We start from the raw sequence: 13,807 nt of genomic DNA, 5'->3' as shown, positions 1-13,807 counted from the left end.
ACAAATGACCCAGCCAACAAGTAAGCGGCTGCTCACCGAGGCCAGCGCTGGCGTGCATGCAGCCAACCCGGCAACGCCGCTCGGAGCGGCACTATCTGCCACCTTTGCCCTCAAGGCAGACGTGCCATCCAACACCCTTGACGGCGGCAATGCCACGTCAACTTACGCAGGAACATTCAACTTCGACGGCGGGAGCGCTGCATAAATGGCAAACAGGATTCAGTACCGACGAGACACGGCCGCGAACTGGACGTCAGCCAACCCGGTCCTCGCTGCTGGCGAACCAGGGCTTGAGACGGACACCAAGAAGCGCAAGGTTGGGGACGGCACTACCGCATGGACCGCCTTGGCGTACCAGATTGACAAGGCCACCGCTGACGCCACCTACGCCCGGCCCCTTGCCAATACTGCTGTCCTGTTTGGGACATCTCTTGAAGCCCAGGGTGACGTCGGAGCGGACACCCTCAACCCCGCCAACCCGAACGGGGCGGTCAATGGGCGCGGCTGGTTCAACTGGTTCAAGGCATACAGCGGGCAGAAGATCGACTTGATCTACAACGCGGGCATCTCGGGGAACAACACCACGCAGATGCTCGCACGTGTGCAGGCTGACGTTGTAGCGAAGAACTCAGACTGGGTGTTCATCGGCGGGCCGGCCAACGATGCGCCGTCCGCGATCAGCGCCGCGACCACAATCAGCAACCTCACCGCGATCTACAACGCCCTCAAAGGTAAGAAGATCGTCCAGCTCAACGTGGCTCCCCGCGAGGTGCACACCACCACGCAGATCCGCCAGGACGTCTCCGACGTCAACGAGTGGCTGATGAACGTCCACACCTTGTTCCCGAACGTCGCCGTGGTGGACGTGTGGCGGCTACTCGCGATCCCGTCTACCGGGCTCATGGCTGCGAACATGTCGGTGGACGGTACTCATTACACCGAGGCTGCGGCAGCGATTGTCGGCAAGGCGGTGTGGGACCGTATCAACGCACAGGTGCAGGCGAGGCCTAAGCGTGCACTCGGGCTCTTGGACCCGCGCAACTGCATCGGCAACCCGGACTTTTCCAGCGGCACCGGCTGGACCACGCTCGTGGCCGCGGCCACGACCATCACCTACCCCCAGGACGATGACACGTGGGGCTCCATCGCGAACATTGTGGTGGCCGGCAACACGGACAACGCCGAACACGGCGTCCGGTACGTCGAGCCGATCAGCAACGGCCGCTATGCGGTGGGCGACGTAATCCAATTGTCGGCGCGCATCCGCTGGTCAGGGCTCACGCCCTACACCGCTGCCGCATACTTCTCCCACCCGTACCTTCGTATGAGGATGAGGCTCGCGGACAGCTCCTACGCCGTGGACACCTACGGGCTATTTGTACCGTCCACGTCCTACGCCACGGCAAGCCGTGTCCCAGCCTCCGGTGACGTGGTCATCAAGACACCGAAGTTCACAGTCCCCGCGAACACGGCAAACATCTACATCGACGCAGGCTGGATGGGGCTCACGGACGGGACGATCAAGGTCTCCGAACTGGCCGTATCCAAGATCGTCTAAGGCTTCTTGAACTCGGCAGGCAGGGCACGGGCCACGGCTTCGGCCAGAGCGGTGTGCCCTGCCGCGTTCGGGTGTACACCGTCAGTGATGACCATGTCCTTGTGACCCAGCAGCGGCTGACCGGAATCAACATAGGTTCCCTTGACGGACTCGACTGCAGACCTCACCTCGTCAGCCACGCCAGCCAGTTCAGCCGGCGCCTGGTCATCATCCCACCACGGGTTTAGAGCAATAATCTGTGCGGCCGGAAGCGCGGCGCGGATCGACTGGAACGTCTTGGCGATACTCTCGCCCGCGTCGCCATCAACGGACAGGTCATTGCGGCCACCACTGACGATCACGATAGACGGCTTCGACCCGGCAAGGTCAGCGATTCGGGTAGGGTACGGCGATGTTTTGGGCGGCGTGGGGCCCTGCGATGCGTAACCCGTCCCGCCCTGCCCATAGTTCGACTCGGTCCAGTTCATCGCCTGAGACAGGTGCGTGGTCCAACGGGCGGCAACAGGGTCCGCGCCCGTACCTGCGGTGTACGAATCCCCTAGGAACGCCACGGCGGGCCCGGCAGGTTTCGAGGGCTTCGCCGTGGGCAGGCTCTTATTCGCCTCATAGTAGGAAGCGACCTTGTCCGACACGGGCGGGGCGTACCGCTGGCTCGTGCTCGCGCTCACAGCCAACGCCGTCAGCAGCACGGCGGCAACCGCACCCGTACCGATGCCGGCGACTTTGAGACGAGTGCGCGTCTGACGGCTGAGCTTCAAGATTCCCCCAAAATGTGCGTGCGTGTGTGCGCTAATTCTACGGCCCCGCGAACGGTCCTAAAGACCGGTTTTGTTCCCTAACTGAATAACGACAAAAAGGCCACCAGCCAGCAAGCAATACGCCTGCGGCTGGTGGCCTTTTTGTATCCGACAACGCGTGCCGACGGCGCCCATTGACAAGAGCCGCTCGGCAACTATAACCGAAGGGAGGCCCTATGGCCTCACATGACAAGTCCCCGCCCCGGTTGCCGAGAGTCAATGGGCGCCGTGGAGCCGTCCAGCTCCTGCTCGCCGGCTTCTACTTTGTGCTCGGCATCAGCTTCCTCTTTATGCCAGGGTCGGCCTCACGCGCCAGCGCGCTGGCCTACATTACCGACGTCATGCCGATCCAACCGTTCGCCTGCCTCTGGCTGGCAGCGGCTGCCGTTGGCGCTGTAAGCGCCTTCTTCTGCCGCCCCAGGGACTGGGTCGGATTCTTCGCGCTAGTCCTCGCACCGGCCATCTGGGGCTTCCTGTTCCTAATTGGCGTCGTGGTCGCAGGTGCACCTATTCTCGGCGTCGTCTCCGGCCTCATCTATTGGGCGTTCGCCGCCGTCGTGATGGTGGTGAGCGGGATGCAAGGCCCGAACGATCGTGATGTTCGGGAAGTGATTTTGTGATCGAGCTGTGGCAGGCGATCATCCTCGCACTCATCACCATCGCCGGGTCAATCGGCGCAGCCCGCGTGGCAGGCAAGTCGAGCGTCAAGGTCAAAGAGCTGGACGTCGACGGGCAGGCCTACCTGCGGGCCGAAGGCATTACTGCCAATCTCATCAAGCAGCTCGAGGGCTCCATTGCCCGCATCGAGCAGGCGCGTGAAGACGACAAGGCTGAGCACGAGGTGGAGCTCGCCAAGCGCGACAAGCGGCTGGACCTCTTCGAGGAGCGGCTGCGAGAGGTCAGCAACCGCAACCGCGTGCTGGAGACCTTCGTCTACGTGCTCGTGGCAATACTCCGCAGGCACGGCCTTATCGAAGAAATCAACCCCCAGGATGTCCCAGACGGCATCCGCGTCTAGGAGCTGTCATGACCATCACGAGGGAAGCGTTCAACGAGTGGCTGGCATATGTGCTGGCGAAGCGCTACGTCGACATGGACGGCGGCTACGGCGCCCAATGCTGGGACCTGTTCGCCCACTTCTGTGACTGGTTCGGCATTCCGCGAGTCAACACTTATGGCGGCAAGTGGAGCGGCTGGGCGGGGGCGCTGGTTGACCAGTACTTCAGCAACGGGGCGTCAGCCAACTTCGACCTAATGCCCCCCAACTCTGTCGCCCAGTTCGGCGACACCGCCGTGTGGGGCGACAGCTACTGGTACTACCCAGCGACACATGTCGCCGTGGTGGTGGGAGACGCTGGCGGCTTGCTGCTCTGCGCCTCACAGAACTCAAGCGCATCGCTGGCCGACAACCCCTACCCGGGGGAATCCACCGGCCCAACCATTTTGCAGCACCTGCCAAAGCAGGGGCTTGTCGGCTACCTGCGGCCGAAGGCCAGCAGTATCGCCGCGCAGGGCAACACCATTCAGCAGGAAGAGGAAGACATGGGATACGTAGACGACATCAGCGACGAGGCGGCGGCCAAGATCGCCGGGCACCTCTGGAACTTCGACTACAAGACGAGTGACGGACGCGCGGCGAAGCCGCTGTGGCTGCTCCAATCGATGGACGCGATCATCAAGGAGACTATCGCCAAGACGGCCCAGGCGACAGCTCAGGTCGTCCTGTCTGCGAAGCTCCCCAACGTCCTGACTGGGGGCGATACGAGCATTGGCCTCGAGGCCTCGTGGAACGCCTACAACGTACAGGCGCTCAAGGACGACACAAAGCCCGCAGGGCTCTCGGAAGAGGAGTTCGCCGCCATCCTCCAGCAGGGCATCGATAAGGCCGTCTCCGGGCTGTCCATCACCCTCACCGCATCAAAGGAGTCCTAATGTTCGCACTGACATTCTGGAAGGCGACGCTCGAGCGCACGCTCGGCACCTTCGCCGCAACCGTGCTCGGCCTAGCTGGCACTGACACCATCGGCATGCTGTCCCTTGACTGGCTGCAGATCATCTCGGCCTCCGCCATTGTGGCGGGGCTGACCGTGCTCAAGTGCATCACGGTAGCCGTGGGCACCGACGGCACGCCGTCTGCTGGCAACATCGAGGCGCTGCCCGTCAACGCCCGCCATCGCGCAGGGGCCTAGGTTATGACGTTCCCCGCAGGCGTGACGCTGTGCGAGGTGACGCTGCCGGCCTCCGCCGTGTGGCAGGGTGGCGCTTCTGCCATCAGCCTGACGCTGACGCCTACCCGCGAAGTGTTCCATCGCAAGACTGGCGAGTTGCTGGCTGCTGTCACCGGAAACGCTACCGGCCCTTCGGGGGCCGGGGTTGCGCTGCTAGTTCCCCATGGTCAACAGAGTGGCTACCGCGATGCAGCGGGCAACTCGATTGGCAACTGGGAGTACGACGTGCTGGCCACGTACCGCGACCTTGCTAGCAAGGCGCAGGTGCTCCGCAAGCAGGTCAGAATCGCGCGAGGTGCCACCAGCCTCAATGTGCTGACGGCAATCGACTACGAGCCAACCTCGGACGTCCTGGCGCTGTCACCGCGTCTCGGCATCGACAGCGACGGCACCCCCTACGTCATCAGCTAGCAACACCGTGTTAAACGACGAAAGAGCCCCCTACCGGCAACCCATTACGGGTCACTGGTAGGGGGCTCTTTTTTGCGTTGTCGACTATTTGTCGGCGGGGTTCTTGCGAGTCCAGAGGCTCAGGCCGTTGCTGACCTTCAGTGCCCGGTAGCCGAGCATGATGAGCAGGCACTGCCAGTAGCTGAACTCGACATTGAACAGGTCGTTGAGCGCGCCAAGGAACGCTGCCCAGAGGAGCAGCGCGAACAGCGGGATGCCGATCAGGAATATCGCCCACGTACTGGCGCGGGTCTCCTTCTGGCTCGGGCGGACGATGGTCACTTCGAGGGGCGTGTTGTCGGGGATCATTTGTTGTCCAATGCGTAGGACTCCACTACGGAGCCGGCGGGAATGTGGAACTCGTAGGCATGCTTATGGTCGATGGGCCATGGCGAAATCCAGCCATTGACTCCGTCAATCTCAGAGACGGTCGCGGTAGCGGCGCTCGACCCCTCATAGATGGTCGAGTCACTGGCGTCGGCCTGCTCGACCTTGATGGCGCCAGAGTCGCTGCGGGTGATGTAGTTCAGCACGCGCTTGTCATTGATATAGCCGCCGCCGAGGAAGTATGAGCGCCCCTGAAGGGCGCTGTCGTTGCCAAGTGCGCGCAGCTGGTGCGTGGTCTGGCTTGTGACGACCGTCTCCCTTGGCATGAGCCAGCAGCACGCCCCCCAGATCATCACGCCGACAACGCCACCAATGACGGAGGTTGCGACGCCGGCCATGACGGGCTCCCCATAGCCGTCACACTCGTTGACAACGACGAGGATTACAAAGGTGGCTAGCAAAGCTGCCAGAATCCAGAAAAGCAAGTTAGTTACTCCTTGGAGATTGCGAGGTCGATGGATTCGGCGGACAGGCGCAGTCCGCTGTTGAGCCGGTGGCAGATTGACTCGACGCCGCGTGAGACGTTCTTCTCCTCGGCCTCCGACAAACTGGTCTCGCCCATGCCGTAGCGCTTGAAGACTGCCTCCGCCTGCTTGGGTGCCGACTGCTGAAGAAGCAGGAACGCTTCTTGCAGGTCAACCCGGGCGTCAATGTCGGGCACCTCTTCGAGGGGTTCCCAGGCGCAGGTGGCCAAGTAGGCAGCAACCAGCTTCGGGGTGTAGATGAACGAACCCGTCGCATACATGTGCTCGATGCGGGCCTGCGTGACGTAGGTGCGGGCTGCCCGGTTGATGCAGCTGACTACGAGCGCCTCGTCGTAGGTGGCGTACTCGGCCCAGTTCTTGAGCACATGCTCCCAGACGGCCTGCTCGATGTCTTCGACGGAGTAGATGGTCGACTGGCGGTGCTCGCGGTAAGCGACTCGCGTGACGACGGGCAGGTACTGCAGGTAGAAGGTGTCGTCCATCGTTGCAGGAACGTAAGTGTCGGTGGCGGTCATTGCCGTCCTCTCAAAAAGAAAGGGAGCCCCGAAGGGCTCCCACATGTAGGTAGGTTGCTAGAGGAAGGCCAAGTCTGACCAGCCAAGGTGATGATGCTCGCCGACGGTCAGTGCAAGAATGCCAGCACGCGAGTACTTGCCATTCATGTCCCTCAGCCACTTCGATCCACCGTCGCACGACGGGCATGAGAAGCCCGTTGCGCTGCCTAGGTCCCAGCACTGGAAGTTGTGCCGGTGGGCCGTGATCCACACCTTTACAGCGTGGGCACGAGCGTCGCCGCGCACCTGGCCATTGAGCCATTTCTCAAAGCCGGCAGCGTCGGAGCCCGGTATCTTGTGGCCATGGTTGAAGCCCATCGGGATTCCGGCGAAGTCGACGTAGACATTCATCTCGTCATGCGGAATGTGGAAGTTGACGTGGTCGAAGTCCGACCGGCCGGCGAGAATCCGCTGTAGCGTCTCAGCGAGAAACGCTCCGCCACTGTCACTGTCGCTGGTCTGATTCTTGCGGGCGCCCATGCGGCCCATCTCCGTGTGATTGCATAGCACCGAGACGAAGTCTCCGTGGTCAAACTGCGGGAACAGCTCGCGGGCGTAGGTCTGCCAGACGTCAAGAACGAAGTTCATCTGGCCACGGTGATTCAACTCGACCGTGAATAGCTGCGAGTCGTAGTTTCCGGCGACCCCTTCGTAGGGGTCGCCGTTGTTGACGATCATCAGCTTGTTGAGGTTGACGCCAACCCTGCGCTGCTTGTCGACGTAGGCCTGAAAGTTCGCCAAGCCGTCCATCAGCCGCTGCTCGGTAGCCTTGACACCGCCGCCCTCAGATTTGCCGCCCTGGATGTCGGCGAGGTTCAGCACAGCCCCAACCTCCGGGCCAAGTCCGCTGCCAGGGATGCGGCGCGGCAGCTTGTACTGCTGCAAGCGCTTGCGCGCTTCATCAATGTCAGCGACAATCGCAACGTCCTCGGCAGGGCGTGGCACGGCCGTGAACTTGAAGGCGTAGAAGGTGTCAGGTCCGGCCTTCGTCTGGACGTCCCACTCGCTGTCTGTCACAGACGTCACGCGCCACTCTGCGGGGTCGTAGCCCCTGTCCAGCAGCAGATTGTCGTGCGTCGCATTGAAGCCCGCATTCTTGGCCCCTGTGGCCGCTGTCAGCACGCCATCCTTCTTGATGGAGCCAGCGCGGAACGCGGTTGGCATCCCCTTCTCGGGGCTGATGAAACTCGGCTGGTTGGTAGCCAGCAACTCTTCCAACGACTTCGTCATAGGCTTGCTGCCCTCTCATAGTTACTAACGCGATAGAGCATCGTGTCGAAGACTGCTCGCGGGAATGGTGTTGGCGTCTTGTTGATCGTCGCTCGCTTCGCCACCGTCAGCCGGTGGCCGTCGAACTCCCAGAGCCCGCAGCCGGCCGGTATCTCGCTGGCATTCAGCAGACCCTTTGGCGTGGCATAGATGAAGCGGCGGGTGTGTGATTGCCACGCTCGCCGCTTCTCGATGGTGTCGCGACGGAAGTCGGCTCTCGTCACCTTAATCTCAATGGCCGTGTAGCCGCTGGTGTCCCGCAGTAGCGCATCAATGCGGCGGACTGGCTTGGAGGCGCTGGACTGCCTCGTGTGCAGCAGGTCGACGATGGACACCTCGCGGACGACTGCGCACTTCGGGTAGGCCAGGCGAATGGCTGCGAGTATCTCGCTGGCCGTAGCCGTCACAGGCTCACCTTGTTGCGAGCGAGTTTCTCTCGGAACAGGTGAATCTGTTTGCGGTCGACGTCATAGCCGAGGCCACGCAGCGCCTTGGCAATTGCCTCATGGCCGTAGTCGCGGACGGGCGACGTGATGATACGGCGGAACACCTCGCGGTTGTCCTTGTTCATGCCGTCGTAGGCAGCCGCCACCTTGTCGTACCGGCCGCTCGGCCGGAGGTCGAGGAGTTGCTCAGTCATTCTTGATCCTTTCCACAAGCCACTCGCCGAGGCGCGAGAGCGCCCAGCAGGCGCCGATGAATGCCAGTGCGATGTAGCTGGCGAGATAGAGCACGTCCACTAGGCGTCCTCCAGCTCTTCGACAATTGCGTCGACGATGGAGTGCAGGTCGTCAAGTGACCCGTCGTTGACGACCTCACGGTCCTCGCCGAGGTTGCCGTGCAATGCTGCCGACGCATGCATCTCGCCGACGGGGCCGACCAGCGACGGGCGGACGATGTGCCAGGCTTCGGCGGTGTTGTAGAGGCTGCTGAATGTGACGCCATCGCAGATAGCATCAACCTCGTTCTGGAAGCGGGCATCTGGGAACACGTAGCGCTGCGACTTGCTGGGGTCTGCCCTATTGATAGCCGCGTTGACCCAGAACTCGTCGTCAATTGCGCGGATGCCCTCGGTGCCAAGCTTCTCCAGCAGCCGCCGGTACTCGGGGAAGGCCTGCTTGATGACGTCTTCCGACTCGTTGGCCAGCGCCTCGGAGAGGCGCACCAGTTGCCCGGGCTTGTAGGGGTGGAAGCCAAGTATCGGGTCGGTGGCTGCCAACGCCTGCTTCAGCGGGGCTGCGAAGGAAATCTTGGTGAAGTTGTGGCGTTCAACCAGTCGGTCGGCGCAGGAGTCTTTTCCGCTACGCGCGGCTCCGGTCAATGCTATGAGGATCACTTGTAATTCAGTCCCATCTTCTTCAGCACAACCAGCTTGCTGTTATCAAGCAGGTAGCTGGCCATGTGTTCGATTGCTGGCTTCGCCAGCTCTGCGGAGATAGTGCTCTTGATTGAGTGCTCGACGTCATCAGGTCCGATCACCTTGACCTCGATGTCGTAGGAGTGCTGAGCGACACTCACTCGCCAGCCCCACGCCGCTCGACATTCACGCTGGCACTGTAGCCACCGAGGCTGGTGCGAACGATCTCGCCGCGATGGAATTCGCGCAGATTCGTAATACCCACATGCACCGCCGGGTAGCCGCTCGGGCTCGCCGCGTTGTAGTCGATGACTGCATAGAACTCGTCGAGCTTCGCTCCGAGTTCGGCAAAGGAGTTGCCCTTGAAGTCGTAGACTGCCGACTCCTGCCCGGGTGCGAGTGTGATCTTGTAGCTCATTTCGCCGCCCCAATCTCGTTGTGTCGTTGGTCATTGTGCCTGTCGGCCCACCTGGTCGCCGTGGGCTTACCGCCCTGATAGCCGTCCTGGCAGTCCTCGCACCAGGTGAGCCACCTGCCTTGCGAGTTTTTCGCTGGCAATGAAGCGCTCATTTGGCCAAGTCCCATCTGATTTCAAACGACTCAGTGTCGTAGTCGTAGACGGCTGTCATGATTGACTTCCGCAGGTCGGTGTAGCCATTAACGTCAACCGCCGCGTCGAGCACGTCCAGCAGTGCGCGGCCGAGTGGCTCTTTCACTTCGCTGCGTGGCGTCAGTCGCGGCAGGTGGACGCTCTTGGTGACTGAGCTGATGTTTGCGCGTGCCATGATCAACCTCTCTAGTCGCTGTGCTTGTCGATGCCGAAGTGGGAGCGGACGCCTGCGGCGCCGAGCTCCAGTAGTAGCGAGTTCACGTCGTGACCTTTCGGACTGAGGATCACCTTGACGTCATCCAGCTGGTCGGCGATCATCTCGCCAAACTTGGCACCCTGCCCGTCCTTGTCGTCGTTATCCGCGAGGACCAGGATGCGGCTGAATCCGCTCAACATGTTGCGGCAGTAGGGTTGCCATGACTTGACGCCCGGGAATCCGATGGCGGGGATGCCACACTGGACAGCCGACATGGTGTCGAACTCGCCCTCGCAAATGGCAATCCAGTGACCGGGATTCAGTAGCGCATTGGTATTGAATACCCTGCTTTTCGAGCCAGCGGGCGACCAGTACTTGGCCTGGTGGTCGCTATCCGGCGGCCGGCGAAAGCGCATGGACAGCACGCCCGTGGGGCTGAGGTATGGAATACTCAGCCAGCCACGCTTCGACTCGTGGTCAGGTGATACGCCTTGGCCTTGTGCGATTCCGAGGCGGAAGCGTTCTATGGTCTCCAACGTCAGCCCGCGCTCCTCCGTCAAAAAGCGACAAAGCTCGGACCCTTCGGGGCCGATCAGTTGCTGATGGTAGTTCTCCGCCAAGCCACCCAGGTGAGATTTCTCTAGCAAGGTCGGCGGCTTCAGAAAATCCGACATTCTCTCTTCTCATGATTAGGGCGAGGCCGTCGCCCCGCATGTCACACCCGTGACATGCGAAGGCTTCTAGCTGCTCGCTGAATGATGCGGACGCCTGACTGTCATCGTGAAAAACGCACTGGGTAGGCATCCAGCCGCGATGGCCGTGCAGTAGATTGGTCGCGCCGTAGTGGGTCAGCACATCGCGGATTGGGACCGGGGGGAGCTTCGCTCCCTCTACTCGACCTGCTAATATCCCGGCCATACGTCTCCGCGCTTGATGCGATACACGTGCGACGGCGAGACGTCATACTTTTCCGCAACCCGGTTGCCGAGCATGCCAGTGGCGAGATCAATCCGCATGGCGTTTGCAATCTCCAGATTGATCTTTGAGCGATTGCTCGCCAGCCCCACCCTCCCGCGCTTCCGGATATCGGGATTGCGCTCCGCCATGTCGCGCATGTTGTCGGAGTGGGTCCCGGGCTCTAGGTGCAGGGGATTGCAGCACGGCGGGTTGTCGCACTTGTGTCGAATCAGCAGGCCATCGGGGATGGGAACTGCGTAGTGGAAAACGTATGCCATCCTGCTTGCAATCCGAGGCGTGCGCGGCGCAAGCATGAACTGCCCGTAGCCACCTAACCTGAATGACTTGGTCCATGGCCAGCACTCGTCAGGAGTCCCTCTGTCGACCTTGCTCCAGAAGCGCTGGAGCATCTTCTCCGTGGGGTATCCAGCGTCGGCGAGTGGGATGGTCGCTGGATCAATCTTTGTGGCGGCCACTAGGCAGCCCCTCCCTTCGCGCTTTGCGCTCGGTCATGAAGTCACCAACGACAATCGGCCATGTCATATGCGACATGGCCGAAAGGTGAAGGAACTTCTCTAGTTGATCTGCTTCGTGCGCGGTGAGCGTCAGCTGAACCGCGCCTGTCACGTCACTGCGGTAGTCCACTAGAAGTGAACCAGCGGCAGGTTGGGAGGCGGCTGGCCCCAGATGAGCCATGCGATCAGGATGAATGCGATGACGGCCCATGCAATCTCGATGACAGTCACTCGGCCACCCGCTCCCAGGCAGCTGACGACTTCTCGATCCACGTCTCCAGCTTCGCGTGGCGATCCCACATCTGATGCTCGCGGCGCAGGGTGGTCGCCTGCCCCTTGGCTGCTGCTGCCGTCGCATACGGCCCGTAGTAGTTGACCGTCGAGCCGCTCCTCGAGTAGGTCAGCTTCTCGGCAACGCGGAATGCTTCGTCGCACTTCTCACTCATGCTGCGTGGCACTATGAGGCCTCCTTGATCCATTGCTGTGCTCCAAGGTGGAGCTTGTCGAATGCGGGCCGCAAGTTGGCCAGTGAGACGTCCCACCAGGGCCTGTGCTGCGATGCCGACTCGGGAATCTGACTCGTCAGGTAGAGGCCGATCAGCCGCAGGAATGCGGCATCCACCTCGTCGTCTCGCGGATTGTCTTCGCCGCTCCAGACCTCCCACTCGGCGCGCATCTCGGGCTTCTTGGCATTGCCGCGATTGGTCGAGAACTTCTTCAACGTCGCCGCGCTCACCAGCAGATAAGGCACGGAATAGTTCTGCAGCGTCTCGCGAATGACGCCCTGCACCTGGCCAGTGATGCCCGCGCCCATTGCGTTCCGGGGGAGGTCTTCCATGACTACGAGGTCAGGGCGGTTGGGCGGGAAGATTGCCTCGATGATCGACAACCGAATCTTGACGAGCCGATAGTCGCCGTCGGCTGGCTTCTGCTTGAGTGTTTGCAGCGAGCCGTCAGGCAGCGCCAGCCCTGTGCTGTTGAGCGACGGGTCAATCCCCATCACCTTCACTCGGCGGCTGCCAGATGCTTGGTGGCGGCCCACTGCTCGGCCGAATGCAGCGACCGGCGCTCCAGTTCGCGGATGATCGGCAACAGGTAGTCCCTGAAGATGGCGCCATTCTCGCGGGTCTGTGCGCCCCTGGCGTAGGTTGCCGCGTCCGCCACGTCGACGAGCGAGATCAGCGTGTTGACGTCGAACTCGATGGCAGCCAGGCGCTGCGGCGGGTCGCTCTCGAAGTCGACGATCCAAGTAACGCCGGGGATAGTGTCGTGTGAGTCTGTGTCAATGTTCATGCGGCTCCTTAGCCAGTGAATGACATCCTGGCGAGGTCGATGTTGATGGGAAGTGACCAGTTGCCGGAGGCGTCTGCGGTGCCTCCACGGTTCTTGACTGGTGAGACGCGGAGCTGCTTGCCCTCCGCGTTGCGATGTAGCGTGAGGACGACCGACGGCGTCTTGGATACCTTGCCGCGCAGGCCGCTGAGTGGGACGGGCTGGAGCCCGTCTTCGAGGCTGCCGACAATATGGTGAAGTGCGATGACTGCCGCGTTGGTGTCCTTGGCTAGGCCATTGAGGAACACGCAGGCCTCTTCGAGCTGCTGGAACTCGCCTTCGCCGACGCCCATCTTGATGTCCTTGAGGTTGTCGAAGACCAGGACGCTCGGGAACCCGCCGAAGGTGGCGGCGTAGGCCTCGATCTCCAGCAGAATGTCTTCCTCGGACGGGCTGCTGTCGAACGACCAGCGCATGTGACCAGTGGCCGCCGCGACCGCCGCCTCCAGCCCTCGCCTGTCGCCGGTCTCCATGATTTCCTCGATGGCCGACTGCTCCCAGTTGGAGTGAATGGCTGCGGCCCGCTTGAACATCGTGCTGCTGTCGGAATCGAGCGAGAAGAATAGTGTCGAGTTCAGGTTGCCGCGATCATCGCCGCGCTGCAGGATGGATTGCAAAATTGCTGTCTTGCCACAGCCCGGGCCTGCTGCGATGAGCGTCAGCTGGCCGCGTCGGATATGCGTCTTCGTGCTGGTCATGCACGCAAACGGCGTGTAGATGGGCTCACCAGCCGCAATGTTCTTGCGCCGGCTCTGTCCTATTGTCTGGATAGCAACTCCTCGTCGCTCGAAACGAAAGGCCGCCAGCGATTGCTGACGGCCTAACTGCGGCAGTTGCTATGGCTTCTTCCAGGCCGGCGCAGCGGGGAACCCGCCTGCGGCCGGAGCTGCAGGCGGGGGCTCGCTAGCCTCCCGCTTGGGGGCGGGGGTGGCTGCAGGCGGCTTAGCTGCGGCCGCCTTGCCGAACGCGGGGAACTTCTTCGGCGCAACGGCGGGCGTTGCTACGGCGGGTGGCGTGGTTATTGCTGCAGCAGGCTGCGCAGCCGCCACGTTGTCGAAGCTGCCGCCATCCGTGGCGGGATTCAGTGGCGCGGCTTCCAGCCCCCCCCCGCA

The 13,807-nt window shown here is 62.0% G+C and carries 24 protein-coding genes and 2 pseudogenes; 7 read left to right on the top strand and 19 right to left on the bottom strand.

The annotated features are described in order from the left end of the window. Positions 1-4: 4 nt before the first annotated feature. Together AC07YR_RS03970 and AC07YR_RS03965 are read left to right on the top strand one after the other, a co-directional pair. Positions 5-205 (top strand): hypothetical protein, encoded by a 201-nt coding sequence (locus AC07YR_RS03970; protein WP_494733111.1) that lies wholly within the window; start codon positions 5-7, stop codon positions 203-205. After that, positions 206-1,558 (top strand): GDSL-type esterase/lipase family protein, encoded by a 1,353-nt coding sequence (locus AC07YR_RS03965; RefSeq protein ID WP_494733110.1) that lies wholly within the window; start codon positions 206-208, stop codon positions 1,556-1,558. It begins immediately after the preceding gene. Here AC07YR_RS03965 and AC07YR_RS03960 read toward each other — a convergent pair. Next, entirely contained in the window at positions 1,555-2,316 is a 762-nt protein-coding gene (locus AC07YR_RS03960) for an SGNH/GDSL hydrolase family protein (RefSeq protein WP_494733109.1), read from the bottom strand. The genes AC07YR_RS03965 and AC07YR_RS03960 overlap by 4 nt on opposite strands. 215 nt (positions 2,317-2,531) lie before the next feature. On the opposite strand from AC07YR_RS03960, the gene AC07YR_RS03955 reads away from it, so the two are divergent. Genes AC07YR_RS03955 through AC07YR_RS03935 form a run of 5 tightly spaced genes read left to right on the top strand, consistent with a single transcriptional unit; the run spans position 2,532 to position 4,994 of the window. Beyond that, a complete protein-coding gene (locus tag AC07YR_RS03955) occupies positions 2,532-2,975 on the top strand; it encodes a hypothetical protein (protein ID WP_494733108.1) in 444 nt (147 codons plus the stop codon). Then, entirely contained in the window at positions 2,972-3,373 is a 402-nt protein-coding gene (locus AC07YR_RS03950) for a hypothetical protein (protein ID WP_494733107.1), read from the top strand. Before AC07YR_RS03955 ends, AC07YR_RS03950 begins: the two co-directional genes overlap by 4 nt. Before the next feature lie 8 nt (positions 3,374-3,381). Beyond that, positions 3,382-4,287: a hypothetical protein gene (locus AC07YR_RS03945; protein ID WP_494733106.1), complete on the top strand. Its 906-nt coding sequence runs from the start codon at positions 3,382-3,384 to the stop codon at positions 4,285-4,287. Then, a complete protein-coding gene (locus AC07YR_RS03940) occupies positions 4,287-4,544 on the top strand; it encodes a holin (RefSeq protein ID WP_494733105.1) in 258 nt (85 codons plus the stop codon). The genes AC07YR_RS03945 and AC07YR_RS03940 overlap by 1 nt, the downstream gene beginning before the upstream one ends. 3 nt (positions 4,545-4,547) lie before the next feature. Continuing rightward, on the top strand, positions 4,548-4,994 hold the full coding sequence (locus tag AC07YR_RS03935; protein WP_494733104.1) for a hypothetical protein: 447 nt from the start codon (positions 4,548-4,550) through the stop codon (positions 4,992-4,994). 84 nt (positions 4,995-5,078) lie between these two features. Here the strand turns inward: AC07YR_RS03935 and AC07YR_RS03930 are convergent, their stop codons facing one another. The 18 genes and pseudogenes from AC07YR_RS03930 to AC07YR_RS03845 all read right to left on the bottom strand — a co-directional run. Next, positions 5,079-5,342, bottom strand: coding sequence for a hypothetical protein (locus AC07YR_RS03930; protein WP_494733103.1), 264 nt, complete (start codon positions 5,340-5,342; stop codon positions 5,079-5,081). Continuing rightward, positions 5,339-5,845 carry a hypothetical protein gene (locus tag AC07YR_RS03925; protein ID WP_494733102.1) on the bottom strand — a complete coding sequence of 169 codons (507 nt, stop codon included), beginning with the start codon at positions 5,843-5,845 and terminating at the stop codon, positions 5,339-5,341. The genes AC07YR_RS03930 and AC07YR_RS03925 overlap by 4 nt, the downstream gene beginning before the upstream one ends. Positions 5,846-5,850: 5 nt before the next feature. Then, positions 5,851-6,420 carry a sigma-70 RNA polymerase sigma factor region 4 domain-containing protein gene (locus AC07YR_RS03920; protein ID WP_494733101.1) on the bottom strand — a complete coding sequence of 190 codons (570 nt, stop codon included), beginning with the start codon at positions 6,418-6,420 and terminating at the stop codon, positions 5,851-5,853. Positions 6,421-6,477: 57 nt separating this feature from the next. Further along, complete coding sequence (locus AC07YR_RS03915) at positions 6,478-7,689, bottom strand: hypothetical protein (RefSeq protein WP_494733100.1); 1,212 nt, start codon at positions 7,687-7,689, stop codon at positions 6,478-6,480. Beyond that, on the bottom strand, positions 7,686-8,135 hold the full coding sequence (locus AC07YR_RS03910; RefSeq protein ID WP_494733099.1) for a hypothetical protein: 450 nt from the start codon (positions 8,133-8,135) through the stop codon (positions 7,686-7,688). Before AC07YR_RS03910 ends, AC07YR_RS03915 begins: the two co-directional genes overlap by 4 nt. Then, entirely contained in the window at positions 8,132-8,368 is a 237-nt protein-coding gene (locus AC07YR_RS03905) for a hypothetical protein (RefSeq protein ID WP_494733098.1), read from the bottom strand. Before AC07YR_RS03905 ends, AC07YR_RS03910 begins: the two co-directional genes overlap by 4 nt. Before the next feature lie 99 nt (positions 8,369-8,467). After that, the gene (locus AC07YR_RS03900) at positions 8,468-9,064 is read right to left on the bottom strand and encodes a nucleoside/nucleotide kinase family protein (protein WP_494733097.1); all 597 of its coding nucleotides are present in this window, start codon (positions 9,062-9,064) and stop codon (positions 8,468-8,470) included. Next, the gene (locus tag AC07YR_RS03895; RefSeq protein WP_494733096.1) at positions 9,061-9,246 is read right to left on the bottom strand and encodes a hypothetical protein; all 186 of its coding nucleotides are present in this window, start codon (positions 9,244-9,246) and stop codon (positions 9,061-9,063) included. The genes AC07YR_RS03900 and AC07YR_RS03895 overlap by 4 nt, the downstream gene beginning before the upstream one ends. Continuing rightward, positions 9,243-9,503: a hypothetical protein gene (locus tag AC07YR_RS03890; protein ID WP_494733095.1), complete on the bottom strand. Its 261-nt coding sequence runs from the start codon at positions 9,501-9,503 to the stop codon at positions 9,243-9,245. The genes AC07YR_RS03895 and AC07YR_RS03890 overlap by 4 nt, the downstream gene beginning before the upstream one ends. A 148-nt stretch (positions 9,504-9,651) precedes the next feature. After that, the gene (locus AC07YR_RS03885; protein ID WP_494733094.1) at positions 9,652-9,870 is read right to left on the bottom strand and encodes a hypothetical protein; all 219 of its coding nucleotides are present in this window, start codon (positions 9,868-9,870) and stop codon (positions 9,652-9,654) included. An 11-nt stretch (positions 9,871-9,881) separates the two neighbouring features. Beyond that, positions 9,882-10,565, bottom strand: coding sequence for a toprim domain-containing protein (locus AC07YR_RS03880; protein WP_494733093.1), 684 nt, complete (start codon positions 10,563-10,565; stop codon positions 9,882-9,884). Between the two features lie 34 nt (positions 10,566-10,599). After that, positions 10,600-10,695 (bottom strand): annotated as a pseudogene (locus tag AC07YR_RS03875) (hypothetical protein); the annotation flags it as partial. A gap of 98 nt (positions 10,696-10,793) precedes the next feature. Beyond that, positions 10,794-11,324 carry an HNH endonuclease signature motif containing protein gene (locus AC07YR_RS03870; RefSeq protein ID WP_494733092.1) on the bottom strand — a complete coding sequence of 177 codons (531 nt, stop codon included), beginning with the start codon at positions 11,322-11,324 and terminating at the stop codon, positions 10,794-10,796. 266 nt (positions 11,325-11,590) lie between these two features. Then, positions 11,591-11,809, bottom strand: a complete 219-nt coding sequence (locus AC07YR_RS03865; protein ID WP_494733091.1) for a hypothetical protein — start codon at positions 11,807-11,809, stop codon at positions 11,591-11,593. An 11-nt stretch (positions 11,810-11,820) separates the two neighbouring features. Then, on the bottom strand, positions 11,821-12,372 hold the full coding sequence (locus AC07YR_RS03860) for a RuvC family protein (RefSeq protein WP_494733090.1): 552 nt from the start codon (positions 12,370-12,372) through the stop codon (positions 11,821-11,823). Further along, positions 12,369-12,656, bottom strand: a complete 288-nt coding sequence (locus AC07YR_RS03855) for a hypothetical protein (RefSeq protein ID WP_494733089.1) — start codon at positions 12,654-12,656, stop codon at positions 12,369-12,371. Before AC07YR_RS03855 ends, AC07YR_RS03860 begins: the two co-directional genes overlap by 4 nt. Before the next feature lie 8 nt (positions 12,657-12,664). Then, positions 12,665-13,393 carry a DnaB-like helicase C-terminal domain-containing protein gene (locus tag AC07YR_RS03850; protein ID WP_494733088.1) on the bottom strand — a complete coding sequence of 243 codons (729 nt, stop codon included), beginning with the start codon at positions 13,391-13,393 and terminating at the stop codon, positions 12,665-12,667. 138 nt (positions 13,394-13,531) lie between these two features. After that, a pseudogene (locus AC07YR_RS03845) lies at positions 13,532-13,807 on the bottom strand (translation initiation factor IF-3); the annotation flags it as partial.

The organism is Arthrobacter sp. GW460-12-1-14-TSB2 (assembly GCF_059423525.1).
The sequence above is the reverse complement of the archived record's forward strand: the minus strand, read 5'-3'. Positions and strand labels throughout refer to the sequence as shown.

Bases quoted from the DNA above. Each gene is read 5' to 3' on its own strand.
- AC07YR_RS03955 (WP_494733108.1), top strand. From the start codon at position 2,532: ATGGCCTCACATGACAAGTCCCCGCCCCGGTTGCCGAGAGTCAATGGG.
- AC07YR_RS03880 (WP_494733093.1), bottom strand. From the start codon at position 10,565: ATGTCGGATTTTCTGAAGCCGCCGACCTTGCTAGAGAAATCTCACCTG.
- AC07YR_RS03915 (WP_494733100.1), bottom strand. From the start codon at position 7,689: ATGACGAAGTCGTTGGAAGAGTTGCTGGCTACCAACCAGCCGAGTTTC.
- AC07YR_RS03930 (WP_494733103.1), bottom strand. From the start codon at position 5,342: ATGATCCCCGACAACACGCCCCTCGAAGTGACCATCGTCCGCCCGAGC.
- AC07YR_RS03905 (WP_494733098.1), bottom strand. From the start codon at position 8,368: ATGACTGAGCAACTCCTCGACCTCCGGCCGAGCGGCCGGTACGACAAG.
- AC07YR_RS03935 (WP_494733104.1), top strand. From the start codon at position 4,548: ATGACGTTCCCCGCAGGCGTGACGCTGTGCGAGGTGACGCTGCCGGCC.
- AC07YR_RS03940 (WP_494733105.1), top strand. From the start codon at position 4,287: ATGTTCGCACTGACATTCTGGAAGGCGACGCTCGAGCGCACGCTCGGC.
- AC07YR_RS03920 (WP_494733101.1), bottom strand. From the start codon at position 6,420: ATGACCGCCACCGACACTTACGTTCCTGCAACGATGGACGACACCTTC.
- AC07YR_RS03965 (WP_494733110.1), top strand. From the start codon at position 206: ATGGCAAACAGGATTCAGTACCGACGAGACACGGCCGCGAACTGGACG.
- AC07YR_RS03855 (WP_494733089.1), bottom strand. From the start codon at position 12,656: ATGAACATTGACACAGACTCACACGACACTATCCCCGGCGTTACTTGG.
- AC07YR_RS03865 (WP_494733091.1), bottom strand. From the start codon at position 11,809: ATGAGTGAGAAGTGCGACGAAGCATTCCGCGTTGCCGAGAAGCTGACC.
- AC07YR_RS03970 (WP_494733111.1), top strand. From the start codon at position 5: ATGACCCAGCCAACAAGTAAGCGGCTGCTCACCGAGGCCAGCGCTGGC.
- AC07YR_RS03885 (WP_494733094.1), bottom strand. From the start codon at position 9,870: ATGGCACGCGCAAACATCAGCTCAGTCACCAAGAGCGTCCACCTGCCG.
- AC07YR_RS03850 (WP_494733088.1), bottom strand. From the start codon at position 13,393: ATGACCAGCACGAAGACGCATATCCGACGCGGCCAGCTGACGCTCATC.
- AC07YR_RS03945 (WP_494733106.1), top strand. From the start codon at position 3,382: ATGACCATCACGAGGGAAGCGTTCAACGAGTGGCTGGCATATGTGCTG.
- AC07YR_RS03890 (WP_494733095.1), bottom strand. From the start codon at position 9,503: ATGAGCTACAAGATCACACTCGCACCCGGGCAGGAGTCGGCAGTCTAC.